The sequence below is a fragment of the Comamonas sp. SY3 genome, assembly GCF_041730275.1.
GTDB lineage: Bacteria > Pseudomonadota > Gammaproteobacteria > Burkholderiales > Burkholderiaceae_C > Comamonas > Comamonas sediminis.
The window spans coordinates 273542-290391 of sequence record NZ_JBGTYN010000001.1 but is presented as its reverse complement, the minus strand read 5'-3'; the positions used below and the strand labels follow the sequence as shown (position 1 = coordinate 290391).

Annotated in this window: 14 protein-coding genes; 12 read left to right on the top strand and 2 right to left on the bottom strand. The window is 59.5% G+C overall.

The window, feature by feature from the left end; genetic code table 11:
* The first annotated feature begins 4 nt into the window (after positions 1-4).
* Positions 5-1459, top strand: coding sequence for an efflux transporter outer membrane subunit (locus tag ACCQ08_RS01265; protein WP_373448625.1), 1455 nt, complete (start codon positions 5-7; stop codon positions 1457-1459).
* 54 nt (positions 1460-1513) lie between these two features.
* Here ACCQ08_RS01265 and ACCQ08_RS01260 read toward each other — a convergent pair whose 3' ends face one another.
* Complete coding sequence (locus tag ACCQ08_RS01260; protein WP_373448624.1) at positions 1514-2518, bottom strand: DNA/RNA non-specific endonuclease; 1005 nt, start codon at positions 2516-2518, stop codon at positions 1514-1516.
* A 621-nt stretch (positions 2519-3139) separates the two neighbouring features.
* On the opposite strand from ACCQ08_RS01260, the gene ACCQ08_RS01255 reads away from it, so the two are divergent.
* Positions 3140-3415 carry a hypothetical protein gene (locus ACCQ08_RS01255; RefSeq protein ID WP_239811335.1) on the top strand — a complete coding sequence of 92 codons (276 nt, stop codon included), beginning with the start codon at positions 3140-3142 and terminating at the stop codon, positions 3413-3415.
* 948 nt (positions 3416-4363) lie between these two features.
* Here ACCQ08_RS01255 and ACCQ08_RS01250 read toward each other — a convergent pair.
* The gene (locus ACCQ08_RS01250) at positions 4364-5059 is read right to left on the bottom strand and encodes a S24 family peptidase (RefSeq protein ID WP_239811336.1); all 696 of its coding nucleotides are present in this window, start codon (positions 5057-5059) and stop codon (positions 4364-4366) included.
* A gap of 423 nt (positions 5060-5482) precedes the next feature.
* Here ACCQ08_RS01250 and ACCQ08_RS01245 point away from each other — a divergent pair, with 423 nt between their 5' ends.
* The 10 genes from ACCQ08_RS01245 (at position 5483) to ACCQ08_RS01200 (ending at position 16814) form a co-directional block, all read left to right on the top strand.
* Positions 5483-5755 carry a hypothetical protein gene (locus ACCQ08_RS01245; protein WP_312461941.1) on the top strand — a complete coding sequence of 91 codons (273 nt, stop codon included), beginning with the start codon at positions 5483-5485 and terminating at the stop codon, positions 5753-5755.
* A 210-nt stretch (positions 5756-5965) separates the two neighbouring features.
* Complete coding sequence (locus ACCQ08_RS01240; RefSeq protein ID WP_373448623.1) at positions 5966-6421, top strand: hypothetical protein; 456 nt, start codon at positions 5966-5968, stop codon at positions 6419-6421.
* Positions 6422-7164: 743 nt separating this feature from the next.
* Positions 7165-7812: a phage tail protein gene (locus tag ACCQ08_RS01235; RefSeq protein WP_239811339.1), complete on the top strand. Its 648-nt coding sequence runs from the start codon at positions 7165-7167 to the stop codon at positions 7810-7812.
* 99 nt (positions 7813-7911) lie between these two features.
* Entirely contained in the window at positions 7912-8295 is a 384-nt protein-coding gene (locus tag ACCQ08_RS01230) for a phage tail assembly chaperone (RefSeq protein ID WP_373448622.1), read from the top strand.
* Entirely contained in the window at positions 8295-8636 is a 342-nt protein-coding gene (locus ACCQ08_RS01225) for a DUF1799 domain-containing protein (protein ID WP_239811341.1), read from the top strand. The genes ACCQ08_RS01230 and ACCQ08_RS01225 overlap by 1 nt, the downstream gene beginning before the upstream one ends.
* A gap of 64 nt (positions 8637-8700) precedes the next feature.
* On the top strand, positions 8701-13719 hold the full coding sequence (locus ACCQ08_RS01220; RefSeq protein WP_373448621.1) for a phage tail length tape measure family protein: 5019 nt from the start codon (positions 8701-8703) through the stop codon (positions 13717-13719).
* Positions 13716-14612: a hypothetical protein gene (locus ACCQ08_RS01215; protein WP_239811343.1), complete on the top strand. Its 897-nt coding sequence runs from the start codon at positions 13716-13718 to the stop codon at positions 14610-14612. The genes ACCQ08_RS01220 and ACCQ08_RS01215 overlap by 4 nt, the downstream gene beginning before the upstream one ends.
* The gene (locus ACCQ08_RS01210; protein ID WP_312461944.1) at positions 14612-15568 is read left to right on the top strand and encodes a hypothetical protein; all 957 of its coding nucleotides are present in this window, start codon (positions 14612-14614) and stop codon (positions 15566-15568) included. The genes ACCQ08_RS01215 and ACCQ08_RS01210 overlap by 1 nt, the downstream gene beginning before the upstream one ends.
* A complete protein-coding gene (locus ACCQ08_RS01205; protein WP_312461945.1) occupies positions 15565-16266 on the top strand; it encodes a hypothetical protein in 702 nt (233 codons plus the stop codon). Before ACCQ08_RS01210 ends, ACCQ08_RS01205 begins: the two co-directional genes overlap by 4 nt.
* Positions 16267-16274: 8 nt before the next feature.
* Positions 16275-16814, top strand: coding sequence for a hypothetical protein (locus ACCQ08_RS01200; protein WP_312461946.1), 540 nt, complete (start codon positions 16275-16277; stop codon positions 16812-16814).
* Positions 16815-16850: the final 36 nt, after the last annotated feature.

Genomic DNA, 16850 nt, shown 5'->3' with positions numbered 1-16850 from the left:
CGCCATGATGCCAACCCTCGCCTTTTCCCATTCCCTTCGTCCGACCCGGACGGCGCCTGTGCTGCGCAGCCTGGCATTGGCGCTGTGCTGCGCCGGGCTGTTGAGTGCCTGCTCGGTGGCCCCCGTCTACCAGGTACCTAGCACCCCCGCGCCGGCCAGCTTCAAGGAAGCCGGCGCGCTGTGGCAAAGCGCCCAACCCAACGATGCCGTGGACCGGGGCGACTGGTGGACCCTGTTTGCTGACGAGCAGCTCAACCAGCTCGCTGCCCGGGTGCAGGTGGACAACCAGAACATCGCAGCGGCCGCAGCGGCCGTGCAACAAGCCCAGGCGGCGCTGCGCGTGGAGCAGGCCGGCCTGCTGCCGACCGTCAATGGCACGCTGGGCCAGACGCGCCAGGGTGGCGGCCAATCCAGTGGCAATGGCAGTGCCTCGCCGGGCATCAGTGCCGCCTGGGATGCAGACCTGTGGGGGCGCCTGCGAGAATCGGTCAGTGCTGCGCAAAGCAGCGCCCAGGCCAGCGAGGCCGATCTGGCCGCCGCGCGCCTGTCGGCCGTAGGCAGCCTGGTGCAGAACTACTTCAGGCTGCGCGAGGCCGATGCCGAGATGCAGATCCTGCAGCAGTCGATCGAGGGCTACCAGCGCAGCCTGCAGATTGCCCAGAACCGCTACGACGTCGGCGTGGAGGCGCGCACGGCGGTGCTGCAGGCGCAGACGACGTTGACGAATACGCAAGCCAGTGTCGAATCCCTGCGCCAGTCGCGCCAGACCTATGAGCATGCGATTGCGGTGCTGACCGGGCAGGCACCGGCCCAGTTCGACCTGCCGCCTGCAGCCTGGAATGTGACGGTGCCCGAGGTCCCGGCGGTGGTGCCGTCGACCTTGCTCGAGCGCAGGCCCGATATTGCAGCGGCCGAGCGGGCGGTGGCTGCGGCCAATGCCCAGATCGGTGTGGCCCAGGCCGCTTATTACCCCAGCCTGAGCCTGAGCGGCTCGCTCAGCCGATCCGGCTCGAACCTGGGCAACCTGTTCAGTGCCTCCGGTTTGCTGTGGTCGCTGGGCGCATCGCTGAGCCAGAGCATTTTCAACGCCGGTGCCACCACGGCTCAGGTCGATTCTGCGCGCGCCGCCCATGCGGCCCGAACCGCGAGTTACCGCCAGTCGGTGCTGGCGGCTTTTCAGGCGGTCGAAGATGTGTTGAGCAATGTGGCCGCGCTCAATGCCCAAAAGCCGCTGCTGCAGCAAAGCCTGGATTCGGCCGAAAAGGTGGAGCAGCAAATGCTCAACCGCTACAAGGAAGGACAGGTGCCCTATACCGATGTGGTGACCGCCCAGGCTACGGCGCTGTCAGCACGCCGCTCGCTGATCCAGTTGCAGCTGAACCAGCAACTGGCGGCGGCCCAGCTCATCCAGGAGTTGGGTGGCGGCTGGCATGCCGATTGGATGAACCCCGGCACCTGAAGGCTGGACATGGCCCTGGCTCTGGCTTCGGGCTGAGGACGTCTCCCCGCGTCGTCAGTGCAGATGCGGCAGAAAATTGCGCCCCGTCCGCTGCACAAACTGCGCATAGCTCATCGGCGCGCCCAGTTGCACGTCGGCCTGGTTGGGCAGCACCCAGGCCCAGGCCCGCTGCTGCTGTTCGTCAAACACCAGTTTGTACAGATGGCTGGGTACCCAGACCTGGTTGCGGCCAATCGTCGGCGTCTGGCCTTCGAACAGCGGGCCGGTGTAGACAAACACATTGCCGCGCGCGCGTTTGGCGTATTTGCGCACATCGGCTTCGAGCTTGGACCAGACCTGGCGGTTGTGGGTGGGGTCCTGCGGCACCATGTTCGACAGCGCAAACGACTGGGCCATGCCAGTGGCGGTGCTCTGGTCCGCTGCCGGCGCCATGTGCCCGCGGTCATAGCCGCTGGCCTGGTAATCGGACAGCTCCGCCTTGTAGGCAGCGCGCAGGCGCGCATCGGCATAAAAATGGTCGGTGCGGGGCAGTCCGGCAGCACTTTGCAGCCGCTGGCGGCTGAGGCGTTCCACCGTGACAATGGGCGTTTTGGACAGCCCCGAATACAGCACCGCGAACCCTGTGGAACACAAGGTCACGGGCATCCAGCTGCGGCCCACGCTGGCCGCACTGAGCGGGGCGTCCGGCGGCAATTGCTCGGCGCAGTCGGCAAACCTCTGGCTGGCTTTGTCCGAAGCGGCTGGGCTGGACGGGCCTGCAACTGGAGGCGAGGGCGGTGCAGAAGAGGGCGCGTGACCAGTGCCTGACGCTGCGCTACCGCCTCGGCTTTGCCGGACAATGTCTTCAAAGCGGGCTTGCCAGTCTGCGGCAGTGGATTGCAGCTCGCCCCACCACTGCTGCGCGGTCTGGACGGGGTCTTGTTGCTGCAGCCACTGCGTGGTGCTGTGGATGGCCCATTGGCGAACGTGGTCCAGCTGGGGCACATAGGCGGCCGAGCCCAGCGCCGCCACTGCGCTGTAGCCTGCGAGTGCGCCCCGGCCTACCAACTTGCGCAACAACCCACGCAGCAGGCCGGGGGCTGATTTGGATGCTTTTTTCTTTTGGGCTGAGCGCTTGGCAGAACGGGAAGGAGGGCAAGCCATGAACTTTGACAACCGGGTGCGCCGGCGTCAGCCAGCACGCATAACAACCGTTCTATTGTGGCGCAAATTGCTACCTGTGGCTTGCTGGATGCTATGAATTTTTTAGCTATTCACCAAGCAGTGTAGATGGATACTGTCTGTATGCCTGGAGGCGGCCTGGATCGCAGGTACTGTATAAAAATATGGCACAAGTTGCGCAGCGGATGCCTGCGTCCAGGTCGCGATGCTTCGCGAGTGGCTGATCCGCATCTGCATTGCGGGGCAGCGTGCCCTGTCAAGAAAAACAGCCAGCGGCGACGCAGATAGCAAACAACTGCAAACCAATAATTATTGACAAGGTCAAATAGATTTAATCGAATATGATATAGCTATCAATTATGGCTAAGTTTTGGCGCGGCATGCATTGTACGAGTGCGATTGAATAACGGGAGTGCATCGAATAGGCCGCTGTATCACAGTGGGTTTGATGGCCGATGCGGATAATGCTCGGGTGAATGGGTTGGCCGCCGATACTTTGCAAGGACATTAGTTATTCCCATGTACACCCCCTTCTATGTGTATTTATCGTCGGAGCCTTTTTCCAAGATCAAACTGAGGCCAACCAGCCATTTTGGTGTGTACCGAACCGATCCCATCAAGCTGGTTGTGAATGAAGCGACGGTGGCGACCTACCAGTATGTGCGTCTGGACCGGGTATTCAACAAGATATTCATCTACGATATTCAATTGCGACGTGATGTAGGTAGCCTGGGTCTGGGGCAGTTCTATGAGGAGCAAATGGGTGGACGCTCCAAACCTGCCGATAATGAGTAATTCGGGCCGGATCTGATGGCTCGCAGCCTGCACAGAGATAATGCAGCGCCTGTTCTGATGCGGCTTGGCTTGCTTACCTGGCAAACACCGGTACTGAATTGAGATGCGCATGCGGAGCACGCGCAGATCGGTACGCGCGGGCAGGCAACTCCGAGGGTGGTGTGGGGGTATTGCTATCGGGGGGCGGGCGCACACGCATGCGCTCTCAAGGGTCAAGCGGAGCAGCATAGGCACCGCCTGTGTTGTTGCTTGTCAGGCTCCATGAAAGCCCAGTTGGAAATGGGCAGGTATCCGTGGAGCGATGCACAGCAGTGCACGTGTAAAAAGAAACTTCTACTAACAGATTGCGTCTGTTGATGTGACGTTATGTTTCCTAGCCGGCGCTGGGGTATGCATCGCCACGCCTTTACCGCTTCGGATGGATGGAAGGTCTCCCTCTGCATAGCCCGTTGCTGAACGGGATGCGCGGCTGCGGCGTGCCCGCAAAATCCCGGGTTCTAGCGGGTGAAAACCTATCGACGCTTGGGGTTTGGTGTTTGATGAGTACTGTAGATATCAAAAATGATTAAAAGATCATTTACGATATCTTCGCTGTGTCATCAGGTCCGCCCAATGACCCATGGGCGAAAGCCCAGCGGGCCCGCTTGGGCTACGGATTTGCAGCTGAGTCTGTGATTGCTGCCCCCCTGTAGCACAGTCGGCGGTGAAGTGGCTGCGCTGCTCCGCCTTGTAACCTGTCCACTGCATCCACTTAAATCATAGTTAAGATGGGTATATAACTATGGTTTAGGTTGAAGGCTGAACTTATCTTCATATCCGCAACCTTGAAGCATCCCGGTTCGCGCAGGGCGTCGCGTCCTGTTGCTTCCAGGATGATGCTGTCGTTAACGTAGTGATAGATGCCTGCGCCGGCCCGCGTGCCCTCACTGCAGATGACCCGGAAGGGCGTCAGAGCTTCTGGCCGTTCCAGGCCCAGAGGACCCGGCCTCGGACATCCAGTTGCTCTCGTCCATCGAGCAGGTCAGAGGTCTTGATGCTGGGGTTGTCGCTGCTGATCTCGAACTGCCCATCCCAGCGCTGGCGCACGCGTTTTACAAAGAGCCGGTCATGTGCGCACAGCACATAGACGCCGTCGATGTCGACCAGGCGGATGCCGGTGTCAACCAGCAAGATATCGCCATCATTGAAAGTGCCCTTCATCGAATCGCCATAGGCATGGATGAAGCGCAGCGCCTGGACGTTGGAGGGTTTGACCCGCTGTGTGACCCATTCCTGCGACAGCTTCAGATCGCCGGTCAGCACGTCGTGCTCCAGCAGCTCGGCCCCTGATCCCATCGATGCGCTGTTGGACAACACGGGTACTGCGATCGAGGGGCGCCCCGGAATGGGTGCAGGGGACAGGTCGCTGTAGGGCATCACGGTACTGGAGCGCGCCATGGTTCCTTCCCCCAGGGCCAGCCAGTCCGAAGACACATTGAGCAACTGCGCCGCGCGCGCGCTGTTCTCTGCCGTCAATGCCTTGGTATTTCCGTCCACCACCTTCTTGATGGCTTGGTAGGACAGCCCCAGCCGGTCGGCCAGGTCCGCGGTTTTCATCTCTGCTGCCGTCATCGCCTGAACCAGGCGGTCTTTGTATTCAACCATGGTTTAAATTCTCGCGGAAATTTTGATAACTATAGTTGCTTTTTGGTCTGAACTATGGTTTAATTATTGCATGTTCATACGAAAGTCACAACCCAGCCCCGGTCTGAGCGCTCTCGACGCTGCGGCACTGCCAGATGTGGCAAGCCCGGCGGCGGGTTCGAACATGGGCAGCCACGAAGGCAGGGCGGAGCGCGTTGGCGGGGCCCCCAGCCATCGGCTCGCGTTCGCTGCGCCTCAGAGCAACGGGCAGCCACCCAATGCATTTAGCCGTCCGGTGCAATCCATTGCGTCTCAGTTCGGTCCGCAGCGGATATCCCGGAGCACGGAGCGCCATCCCCGGTATCTCGGCTACGTCATCGAAAGTGGGACACAGGCACAGGCTTCCCACGACAAAACCCAACGTATTTTGAAAGGAACACTGCGATGAACTTTGCCCGCACCTGTGACCCTCTGAGCAGCTACGGTGCCCCGGAGCATTCGGCCCGGCTTGCAGGCGGACATGCATCTCGCATTCTCGCGGCCCTGCACGATGAGAAATCGCTGACGGCGGGCGAGATGGCCGAATGCACGGGCATGACGGTCGAGCAAATCTGCCGCCGCCTGCCCGAGTTGGCGCGCACCGGCCTCGCGCAGGTGGTGCAGTTTGAGGGGGCGGATCTGCTGCGCGACGGCTACCGGGTATGGGAGGCGGTATGAGCATGCTGCTGCCAAGACGCAAGGGGCGAGGCGTTCTGCTTGATGCCGGTCCTTTGGGGATGCACCAGCTCGCCGTCAACATGGGGGCAAAAGCAATGGCCGGTTGCATGCCACCCAGGACGGACCGGTTAGGCGTGACGGCATGCGGTGGTACGCGGACAGACACAGACAACGGAATCCTGCCGGCACAAAGGCATTGAAGGAGCAAGCATGAGCATGACAGCAGAGCGATACATGGTCGCGTTGAGCGCCCGCGATCTGTCCGATGAGTCGCACCGCGTGGGACAGGTGGACCTGATCAAGGCCAGCGGGATGAGCAAAGCCAATGTGGCCTTGCACTACCTGCGGATCATCACCAAGCCCAGCAGGGTGGATATGGAGCGGATGTACAACGCCTTGGTCCAGTACGGAGTGGCCGGACACCTGGCAGACCCCCAGGATGCTGCGTTGGAGGCCATGGCCTGGTTGCTGGACCAGAAATGCAAGCCATGCCAAGGAACAGGCCTGACGGCCAAGGAGGGCAAGACCTACAAATGCCTCAAATGCAAGGGTGCGATGCTGGCCCAGGAGCCCAGCCGAAAGGACGTGCAGCTCCTGATCGACTATGTGATGGACTGCAAAAGAACGCACAGCAATAACTTGAATAAGTTGTTGCGAACCGACTAAAAGTGTGGTATTCTCGTAATCGTTGAGACATTGATGAGAAGGGTGCGAAAGCAAGCCCGCCCATGTCCTTAACCATGAATCACTTGCGCTGCTGTTGTGGCAGCGCAAGGCCTTTGATGGCAGAGCTATGCCACCAGCCTTTTCAAGCCTCGCCCCGTGCGGGGCTTTTGCGTTTCTGGCGCGGGTCAACATGCCGGGGGTATGTCCGGGCAGGTTGGCCTCCGTGCTGTGCGCGCTGCCATCAGGTGGTGGCGTCACGTCAGCCATAACTGCAGTTGCGCTTGCCTGCTGGCGCATGCCAGTGCAGGCTTTTTTCCAACGTCGATGCCCGCTGCATGCGGGCTTTGGCATATCAGCTGCAGCAAGCGCAGTCCGCACCCGAGTGGTTTGACGGTGCGGTATCTCCTGCTGAGAGCTTCCCAGTGCTTGCAGAAGCGAACAGCAGCCCCAGCCCGCTTGGGTTGTCTGATGGGGCATGGATCTGAAGGCCAGTGTTTGCGCTGTCCTGGTCAGTGACTGCAGGGCAGGTTCGGCGCGCATGCGTACCCATGCCGCTGGAGCTCCGGCCCCGCAGCCCTTGAGGAGAGAGCACAGATTGCCGGTGTGCACTACGCCGCCAGCAGCTGTGACTTTTTCAACCATTGCATTCCGCCGAGAGGCGGTTTTTTTGTGCCCGACGAGGGCGAAACCGATCCGCCTTGGCTCAACGCAGGCGGATTTTCTTTTTTTTGAAAGGCCCAACCATGGCTTATGAAGTATCGACCGGCACCCGTTTTGCAATCTCGACCGGTTTTGGCGCTCCCGTCTCCGTGACCACCATCTCCAATGCGGCACCTCCCGTGATCGCAGCGGCAGCCCATGGCCTGAGCGCCAAAGACCCCTTCCTGCTCAATACCGGCTGGGAAGACATGAACGACTCCATCCTGCGGGTTGGCTCGGCGACCACGGGTGCCATTACGTTGGAAGACGAGGACACCACCGACCTGATCCAGTTCCCCAGCGGTTCGAGCGCCGGCACGGTCCGCCCCATCACTGGCTGGACCGAGCTGCAGCAGGTCAGCGAAATCAGCCCTACCGGCGGCGAACAGCAGTACGCGGAGTTCGCGCCCCTGTCGCAAAAGTACGGCATCAAGATCCCGACGACCCGCTCGGCGATGAGTTGGGAGCTGACCTTTGGCTGGGATCCCACCCTGCCAGGCTACAAGGCCGCTGTCCAGGCATCGCGTGCCAACCGGCTGGTGGCGATTCGCATGGCCCTGCCCAACGGTGGCTCGATCAGCTATGCCTACGGCTACATCAGCGTGCAGGAGACCCCTGTGGTGGCCTCCAACGCCGTGACCACCGGCAAGCTGACCTTGTCCATGCTGCGCCCCATCAAGACCTACAAGTAAAGGTCGCCACGCCCGCCTTGGTTGACCCAAGGCGGGTTTTCCATGCCCGGCAGGTAGCACCTGCACGGGTTTTTTTGTTTCAGAAGAAGGATATCCACCATGGCGAAGTCTCTCGCATCGTTTGCACCCACTCCCACTTTCAAAGGCGCTGCCGATGTGCCCGTCGCCGGCAAGGGCCCGCAGCCTCTGGGCCTGACCTTCCGCTTCCACGATACCGAAGCGATGAAGGCGCTGTCCGCCGAGTTCACCGCCTTGCAGGACAAGTACAAGGCGACGGCCGAGGCCCCTCTCAGCGATGAGCAAGAAAAGGACATGCGTACCGACCAGGCCAAGCTGGTGATGAAAATCGTGTCTGCCTGGGAGTTCACCGATGAGTTCAGCGTCGAGAACATCACGCAGTTCTTTGTGACCCATGCGTTCGCTTTCGGTGCGATCGTGACTGGCTTCTTTCAGGCTCATTCGGGCGCCAAGACAAAAAACTGATGGAGCTGGGCCGGGCGCTGTTTGGCGAACGGTCCAGTCCCCAACAACTGGTGGCCATGGGCTTTCCTGCCGAGATGATCAAGGAACGCGAGCCCCTGGTGTGCTACCCCGACCACGAGCTGGCCTACCGCTGCTTCATCGACAACGCCAGCCAGTGGCGAGCAGGCATGGGCGGTATCTATGCCCTGGACTACAACGTGATCTACCGCTGGCTGGATGCCGAGGGCATCAACAAGCGCAAACGCAACCAGGTGCTGCGCGAAGTGGGCCTGCTGGAGCGCGGCGCGCTCGAAGCACTGCAGGCGCGCAGGGAAGCGCAGGATCGATCCCGCCAGAAATAGCCCACTTCGGTGGGCTTTCCTTTTTCTATGCTCGCCTCGGCGGGCCATTTCTATTGGTGCTGCTATGGCTGATCTAGAAAAAAATATCAAGATTGGTGTTGACCTCTCGGACCTCCAGTTGGGTGTCCATGAGGCCATCAACAGCATTCAGGGCTTCTGGAGTTCGGTCGAGGCCGGCTCCAGAAATTCCGCACAATCGTTCGAGATGATGACCTCGGCGTTTCAGAGCCAGTCATCGGTGATCCAGGTGGGCATCCGGGATACCCAGCGCTTCTCCGAAACCTTTGTTCAGGTGCAGCAAACGAGCCAGGTTGCCCTCACCTCCTACACCCGGGATCTGGCGACGGTGCAGAAAGAGCAAGAAAACGCGAACGGCGCTGCCAAGCGTTGGGTGGAGTCCACCAAGGTGGTGTTCGGCCTCCTGGCGCAAGGGGCGCCTGCGTTCTTTGGCAAATTCATTACGGAAACCATCAACGCCGAGAAGCAGCAGGCCCAGCTCTCCGCCATGTTGAAGTCCACCGGCGAGGCTGCGGGTTGGTCGCAGGAGCGGCTCAACGGCATGGCCGCATCGCTGTCGAAGTCGAGCGTGTTCTCGTCGGGGGAGATCACCCAGGCACAAACGCAGCTGCTGACTTACTCCAATGTCGTGGGGCAACAGTTCCCGCAGGCCATGCAGGCCGTGGTGGATATGTCGTCGCGCATGGGCACATCGGTGACCAGCTCTGCGGAGACCATCGGGCAGGCGTTGAATTCCCCTTCCGAAGGGCTCAAGGCGCTGGCGGACAAGGGGGTGCAATTCACCGACCAGCAAAAGGAGATGGTTGCGCAGTTGGAAGCAACCGGCCAGGTCGGTGCGGCGCAGGCCGTTATCCTGGATGCGCTGCAAACCTCGTATGGTGGTGCGGCGGTTGCTGCAAGGGATACGCTGGGTGGTGCCTTGGAGGCGCTGCAGAACAGCTTTGCGACCGCAATGACAGGTGACAGCGGCAGCCTGCAAGGGATGCGCGAGAGCATTGAGTCATTGAACGAAACCTTGTCTTCCGAAGCGACGCGCGCAGGCTTTCAGACGGTGATTGGCGCGATTGCTGAAGTCGTGGAGCTTGCCGTCAAAGGTATCAGCGCGCTTGGGCAGCTGGCCAATGCCGCCTCGCTAAGCCGCAAGGAGACCTCACACAAGACTGCCAGTACCAACCTGGAATGGAACAAGAAGAAGTATGAGGAGGCTAAGGACTTGGCAGAAGCTGAGCCTGGCAACAAGCGCTGGAGAGAGGAAGCTCAGAAATACTATGACGCGATGCGTGCTGACCTTGCGAATATGCAACGCATCACGGCGTCCATGCAGCCTCCCACGGTTGAGCTTCCCTCGGTCAACGTGCAGACACCAAAGCTCATGCCCAGGCAAGTGCCTTCTGCAGGTAACCCTTCGGCAAACAATGTCCGGCGCGAATCAGGTGGGAGCGATCAGGACAGCGCCATTTCCGGCATCAGGTTGAGGATCGCGGCCGAAGAAGATTTGATTGATCGCCTCAAGGAGCGAGGCACTGCGACAGACAGCAGGACGGAATCGGACCGGCTCGTCAAGAAGCTGGAAACGGAAATCAGTGAAGCAACCGATCAGCGCACCAAAGCCAATCTACAGGGACAACTGGTTGAAGCCCAGCGCTACCAAACAACCCAACAAGGTCGTATTGAGCTGGAAAAGCAAATCCAGGCTCAGGAAGAAGCTAGAAAGAGCTATCTCAAATATATCGACGACCTGAAAAAGTCAGCAAGTGCGATTGGCGATATGGCAGACAAGCAGGAGGCTGCCAACGCCAACTTTGGAAAGTCCAAGATAGCCATTGCCGAAATGGCGATGGAGAAAGCCCGGTCCGAAGCCAACAATGCCAGCGGAGTGCCTTGGAGACCTGAGGTCAGCGAAGGTTTGGCCAAGATTGCCGAGCAGCATGAGCGCTATGTGCAATCGCTGAAAGAAGGTGCGTACATTGAGGCCAGCAGCAAGTATGCAGAGCAGTTGAAAGCCGCCAAAGAGGAATATGAACTGCAGCAGTACAGCATGTCGCTGCTGGGCGTGGAAGAAACCCAGCGCCAGAAGTTGCTGGCTGTGCGCAAGGCAGAGCTGCAGCTGGCGCGAGAGATTGAACAGATCAAAAAGAGTTCTTACGATTCCAACAGCGAAAAGAACGCGACCAAAGAAGCTGATTTGATCGCCCAGGCGCGACTCACTGCAGAGACGAAGCTACAGACTGAGCTGGCGCGCATTCAGGACCAATACGTTACGCAGCAAGCGAGCAAGTATGGAGATGTCGTCCGCCAGGGATTCGCCGACTTTCTCAATAACGGTGCTCAGGGTTTGAAGAACTTGGGCAAGTCTTTGAAGACGACGGTACTGACTTCGATTTCGGATGCTTTGTACAAAGCATTCGCGCAGAAGTTTGTGATGAACATTGGCGCGAATATCACGGGGATGATTACTAGCGGAGTGGGGTGGCTTTCTGGCTTGTTTGGTGGAAGCTCGGGCCTTGGTGGTTCAGGCGATGGCGCCATGAGCTTGCTGAGCGGTGGGTTAAATGCTTATAGCCTCTATACCGGGGAAGGATTGCTGGGGCAGACTTCTCGCTATGTAGGCAGCATGCTTGGCTGGGGTAGTACTTCGACTTTTTCGGCACATACCATCAACTCAGCAAACGCAATAGGTATGGCCGGCGGCGACCCTCTTGGATTTCTGGCTACAAGCTCGGAGGCCGCGGGAGCTGGCGGATCTGGGGTGGGCAGTTGGTTTTCCGGCGGCGGTTGGGTGATGAGCATCCCAATCATCGCGGCTTACCTAGGCGGCATGTTTAAAGAAGAAAAGCAGGTCGGCAGCGGCCTGATGGGCGAGCTCGGCGGAGACATGTACGGCTACCAGCTGATGCGCGAAAGCGGCAGCTTGTTTGGGGGGCCGAAGTACCGGTATCTGGCGGCGGAGAAGGAGATCGAGAACGCCAATGCGCAGATCGAAACGCTCCAAGGCCAGATCGCGGCGAACCCGGAGGCCAAGGAAAATGGCTACCGTGAGCGCCAGCTGCAGCAGCTGTATTCGCGCGTCGAGATGCTCCAGGAGAACTATGGCACGGCGATTGAAGGCTCCAAAGGCCCCATTAAGGTGCTGCAGGATGCCTTCAAGGACATGCGGGAGGATACGGCCAAAAAGGCGGATACCCTGGGCCTGAATGGAGACGCCATCCGTGCCATGAAGGTGGCGCTGGGGCTCGATGAGATCCATCCGGATACGGGTGGCAAGGGCTTGCAGTTGACGGGCCTGTCGCAGGAGGAAGCATCGGCCAAGATCCAGCAGGCGCTCGCGCAAGCCAATGAGGAGCTGGCACGCAGTGTGCTCGGCAGCTGGCAGGAGCAGACGCGCGAAGTGACCCGCATGGTATGGGACAACGTGCAAGTTGCTGGCGACAGTGACACCGAGCAATGGGCTCGTGTCGGCCGCCAGGTGACGGAGACGGTCACTGAGCAGATCTTCGTGATGAGCGAGTATGTGCGCACAGGTGAGAAGGCCGTGGATGCCTTGACCCGCATGTCCTCCAGCCTGGTGGGTGTCAATCAGATCTTTGAGCTGTTTGGCTCCACATTGCTCGAAGGCTCGCTTTCGGCTGGTGACTGGGCCAGCAAGCTGGTGGATGCAGTCGGCAGCATGGATGCGCTGACACAGGCCGCAAGCACTTATTACGATCTGTATTACAGCGATGACGAGAAGCGTAGCCGTGCGAGCAAGGTGGCCAATGATGGTATGGAAGAGCGCGGGCTGGATCTGCGTGTCGGCGATGTCGATGCGAAGAAGAAATACCGCGCCCTGGTAGACAAAGCCATCGCTGACAGGGACGAGGAGCTGCTCGCCTGGCTGTTGCAGTTTGCGGATGACTTTGCCAATGGGGTTGATGCCGTCACTGCCAGCTTGGAAGACGGAACTAACGCGCTTGCCGCGAAGCTGCAAGAGATTCAGCAGATCCGTGAGGAGACGCTGTCGACGTTGGGGCTGTCCATGGACGGCCTGGTTGATGGATTTATCAATGAGATCAACGAGGGACGGGGTGCAGAAGCCGGCAGCTGGTTGGCCAACCAAATCTCGGCAGGCTTTGAACAGGCCGTGTACGAACAGGCGATCAACACCATTCTGTCGTCCATGATCGATGGGATGATCACGCCGATGCTGACTGCGGCACTTACTGGAGCCAATGTGGCGGATGCGGTAAGTGGTGCAGCCATAGACAACATGATTTCCAATGCCAATGCGGCGATCCAGGCGTTGAACACGTTGCTCACCAGCACCGAGTTCGTGGAGGGCATGGAGAAGCTCAAGGTCTCGGTCAAATCGTTGGGCAACTCGATTGGCGTGAGCGTTCCCAAGATGCGCAGCTACCAGGGAGGCGTATCCAATTTGGGTAGCTCATACGACTCGTCAGCCAAGGCTGCTAACTCTGCGGCTGATGCTGCCAAGAAGTTGGCTGACCAGTGGTCCAAAACCATTGACGCCATGGCCAATGAAATGAAGCGGCTGCGCGGGCAGTTGCTGGGCTCTGGCCCGGACCAGGGAGCGGCTTACTACGAGTCTCTTTTTGCCATCAAGACGGCCCAGGCCCGATCTGGCAATCAGGACGCGGCTGACGAGCTGCCCTCGATCATCCAGGCACTGGAAGCGCTTGCAAAAGCCAGTGCAACGTCCCAGGCCGATGTCTTGCTCAAGCAGTCAGCCTGGCTGGCATCGCTGGCGGACACGAGAAACTTCCTCGCCCATAAATACGGCGTCGATATCGGCGATGTGAAAACCGCAGAGGTGGGCGCTGCCACTGCCGGGCGTGTGGTTCAGGCGAGTGGCAACACCGCTTTGCTGAGCGCGCTGCAGGCATCGACTGACAACCCGGTACTGGTGGCGGAAGTGCGAGCCCTGCGCTTGTCGCTGGACAACCATGACGCCAACCGCAAGGCTGAGGCGACAGTGGTCGTGCCTGCGGTGCAGCAACTCAACAAGACGCTGCGCATGTGGGACGCCGATGGAATGCCTGCAACGCGAAAACAGGAGCAAAACGCATGACAGGATTGAGAACCGTCAGCCCGCTGGAGATCAGCGATGGCGTGATCGTTGCGCAGCCGCCTGTGGAGGACACGGCGGCTGTCTGGGTGGCGGGGGCCTGGCCCAGAGGGGCCAGGGTGCGCTACCAGCACCTCGTCTACCAGGCGGGTGCCGATGTCAACGACAGCATTCCGCCGCCGGACAACCCAACGCTCTGGATCAAGGTCGGGCCCACCAATACGTGGGCCCTTTTTAATGGGCGCACGTCGCAGAGCTCCAAGTTCAATGCGACGGCATCCTACCGGTTCCGATTTGGACGCGCGGTGGATGCGGTGTGTGCCATAGGTATGGCCGATGTGCATTCCGTGCGGGTGCGTGTGTTGGACCCGACTTACGGCACTGTCTATGACAAGGCGCTCACGGTCGGCCTTGCGCCAGAGACTGCCGATTGGTGGGAATGGCACTTTGGCGAGTGGACGCCAACAGGTGTGCTGGGGCTCTTTACCGGGCTGCCGGCATTCCCGCAAGCGGATGTGCTGGTGGACTTCGTCGGTACGACCGGCATGGAGGTCGGGAACCTGATTCTGGGCAATGCCAAGGAGTGGGGCCTGGGTGTCGAGATCGGTGCGTCGGTGGGCATCCAGGACTTTTCCCGCAAGGAGCTCGATGAGTTCGGCAACCGCGTGCTGGTTGAGCGCACCTACATCGGATGGGCAGATATGTCCGTGCCCATCCGGCGCACGGAAATCATGGCCATCAAAAACTATATGACCAAAAACCGGGCCAAGCCCATCCTGTTTCTAGGCTCTCAAGACATTGAGGCCCTGAACGTGTTTGGGATTGCCAAGGATTGGTCCGTCGCGATCGAGTACCACGACTACTCGATGTTTGCAATTCAACTTGAGGAGGTGTGATGCCTTTAGTCGTTCCAACCCCCATTCCCGCCTATCCCCCTGCGCCACAGCCCACGGATGACCGTGTCAGCTTCAGCACCAAGGCCTTTGCGCTGGCGGCTTCTTATGAGCCGCAGCGGGTGGCATTTAATACCGCAATCAGCCAGGTCTACACTAATTCTGAATGGGCGCAGGCCAAATCGCTGGACGCTCAGAATGCTGCCACTGCTGCGGGCCAGTCGGCTGCCGCAGCTGACGCGAGTCGTCAAGCTGTAGATATAGCTGTTCAAGACGTTCGTAACGCGATGGATGCCATACAAGTCGGTCCTGTAGCCTCGGTGATGGGTCGTACTGGTGTCGTCACGGGATTGGTCGAGGCTGGCATCGGCGCAACGCGCAACAAGTCGCAGCTGATGGCTAATGCTCCGATAGGGCAGTGGGCAGCGTTCTACGACCACACTGGCGTAGGGGCCGATTGGCCGCCTGCCCATCCAAACACCAATTGGTGGAATGTTTTTACGTTCGGCAGCGAGGAATTGGGCCAAGTAACGCAGCGCGCATCGCAGACATTGGCTACTGCATATCAGGGCTGGGTTTACGAGCGTCAGCGCGACACTACCTGGGGGCCTTGGCAGCGCGTGATAGGTGACAGGTCCGTCATCGAGAAGCGGGTCATTGTTGATGCGAGATCCGCAACCACCCCCATCGATCAGAAAAACGGATCGATTCAGACTGTGGTTCTGTATCAAAACACCAGCATCGTCATGCCAGTGCCCAGAGATATCGGCGACCAGCTGACTATTGAAGTTTTGCCAACCGGGGCGTTTACCGCGAGTTTTGCGGGAGTGCCGGTGCGGTTGCCTGTGGGGGGAGCATTGCCGACAGTTGCTGCCTGGCAGAGATTGATGCTCACCTTCATCCCACGGTATGACATCGGTGTGTGGGACATGTTTATTGCAGGGGTGCATGAATCATGATGATGCGCAACCTCCTAATGAGCGGCGGCAGCACCTCGATCACATTTGCAGCTACCGTGCGAAGCCCTGACATTGCTGCCCTGGCCCGCGCGCGGGGGTGGAATGGCTATAGCCCGATCATTTGCACGATCAATTCAGGGGTCGATATTGCCACCCTCAGCATTTCGGGGATTCCCCACGATTGCCTGACGATCATCAACCGGGGCCGCATTGGTGGCGTCCTCAACGGCGGCAACGCCCTTTACACACGCACTCGCATTCGCATCGACAACACCAGCGGAACGGTATTTGGGGGAGGTGGGCTTGGCGGTGGCGGCGGGTCATACCTTATTCAGAACCCCAATTCTTCGAGCTATCGGGCATCGGGCAATGGCGGCTCGGGTGGCAACGGCGCCGGGTTCAGTTCTTCGGGTGTGGTGACCATGAGCAACGCGCAATCGGGGTTCAGTGGCAGCTCGCAACAGTTAGGGGGGCCATCAACAGGCTCGCTTGGTGTTTCTTACGGCGGCAGAGGTGGATATGGCGGCTCCCTCGGTCAGGCAGGGTCCATTGGCTCTAATGGCAGTGCGAGCGGGAACTACACCTTGATTCAGGTCTACCAGCCCAGCCAGGGACAACCCGCAGGCCTTTACGTTGACGGAGCTAGCTTCGTCACCTGGATCGTAGAAGGCACCCGTCTAGGTAACGCAGCAAACTGAGGATCGACATGTATATCGACACAACTACCAATGAATGGGGCCTGACCCCAGCTGCAATCATGCAGCGTCACCCGTTAACAGTTTTCCCTGATCCATTTTCCCCTCTTGAGCAATACGCGCAGGTGGCGGATCAACCCCAGCCTTTTTTTGACGCAGCGACTCACAAGGCAGTGGAGCAGCAGCCTTTGTGGAGTGAGCGCGGCTATCTGCAGCAGTGGCAGGTCGTGCAGCTGGATGAAAAGGAGCTTGCACATCTTCAGGCCGAGCGCCTGGCTGCTGAGCAGACCGCATTAGATTCAAATCGGATAACGATTTCGCGCACCCAAGGTTTGATCTATATCTATCGCATGTTGCGGGTGACTGAGGCGGATATGGAAATTCAGATGGAGTCGTTGGCAGACGAAGACACCAGATACGAGGCTACCTTGTACTTTCGCTCTGCAACCTGGGATAGCGACCACCGGTATGTACTTGCCTTTGGTGCTTGCATTGGTTGGGATACGCCAGCCAAGGTGGAGCATGCTTTCCGCGCCGCACGGGGACTGTAGTGGCTGGTGTTACAGCCGATACGGCCCGCCAGAAGC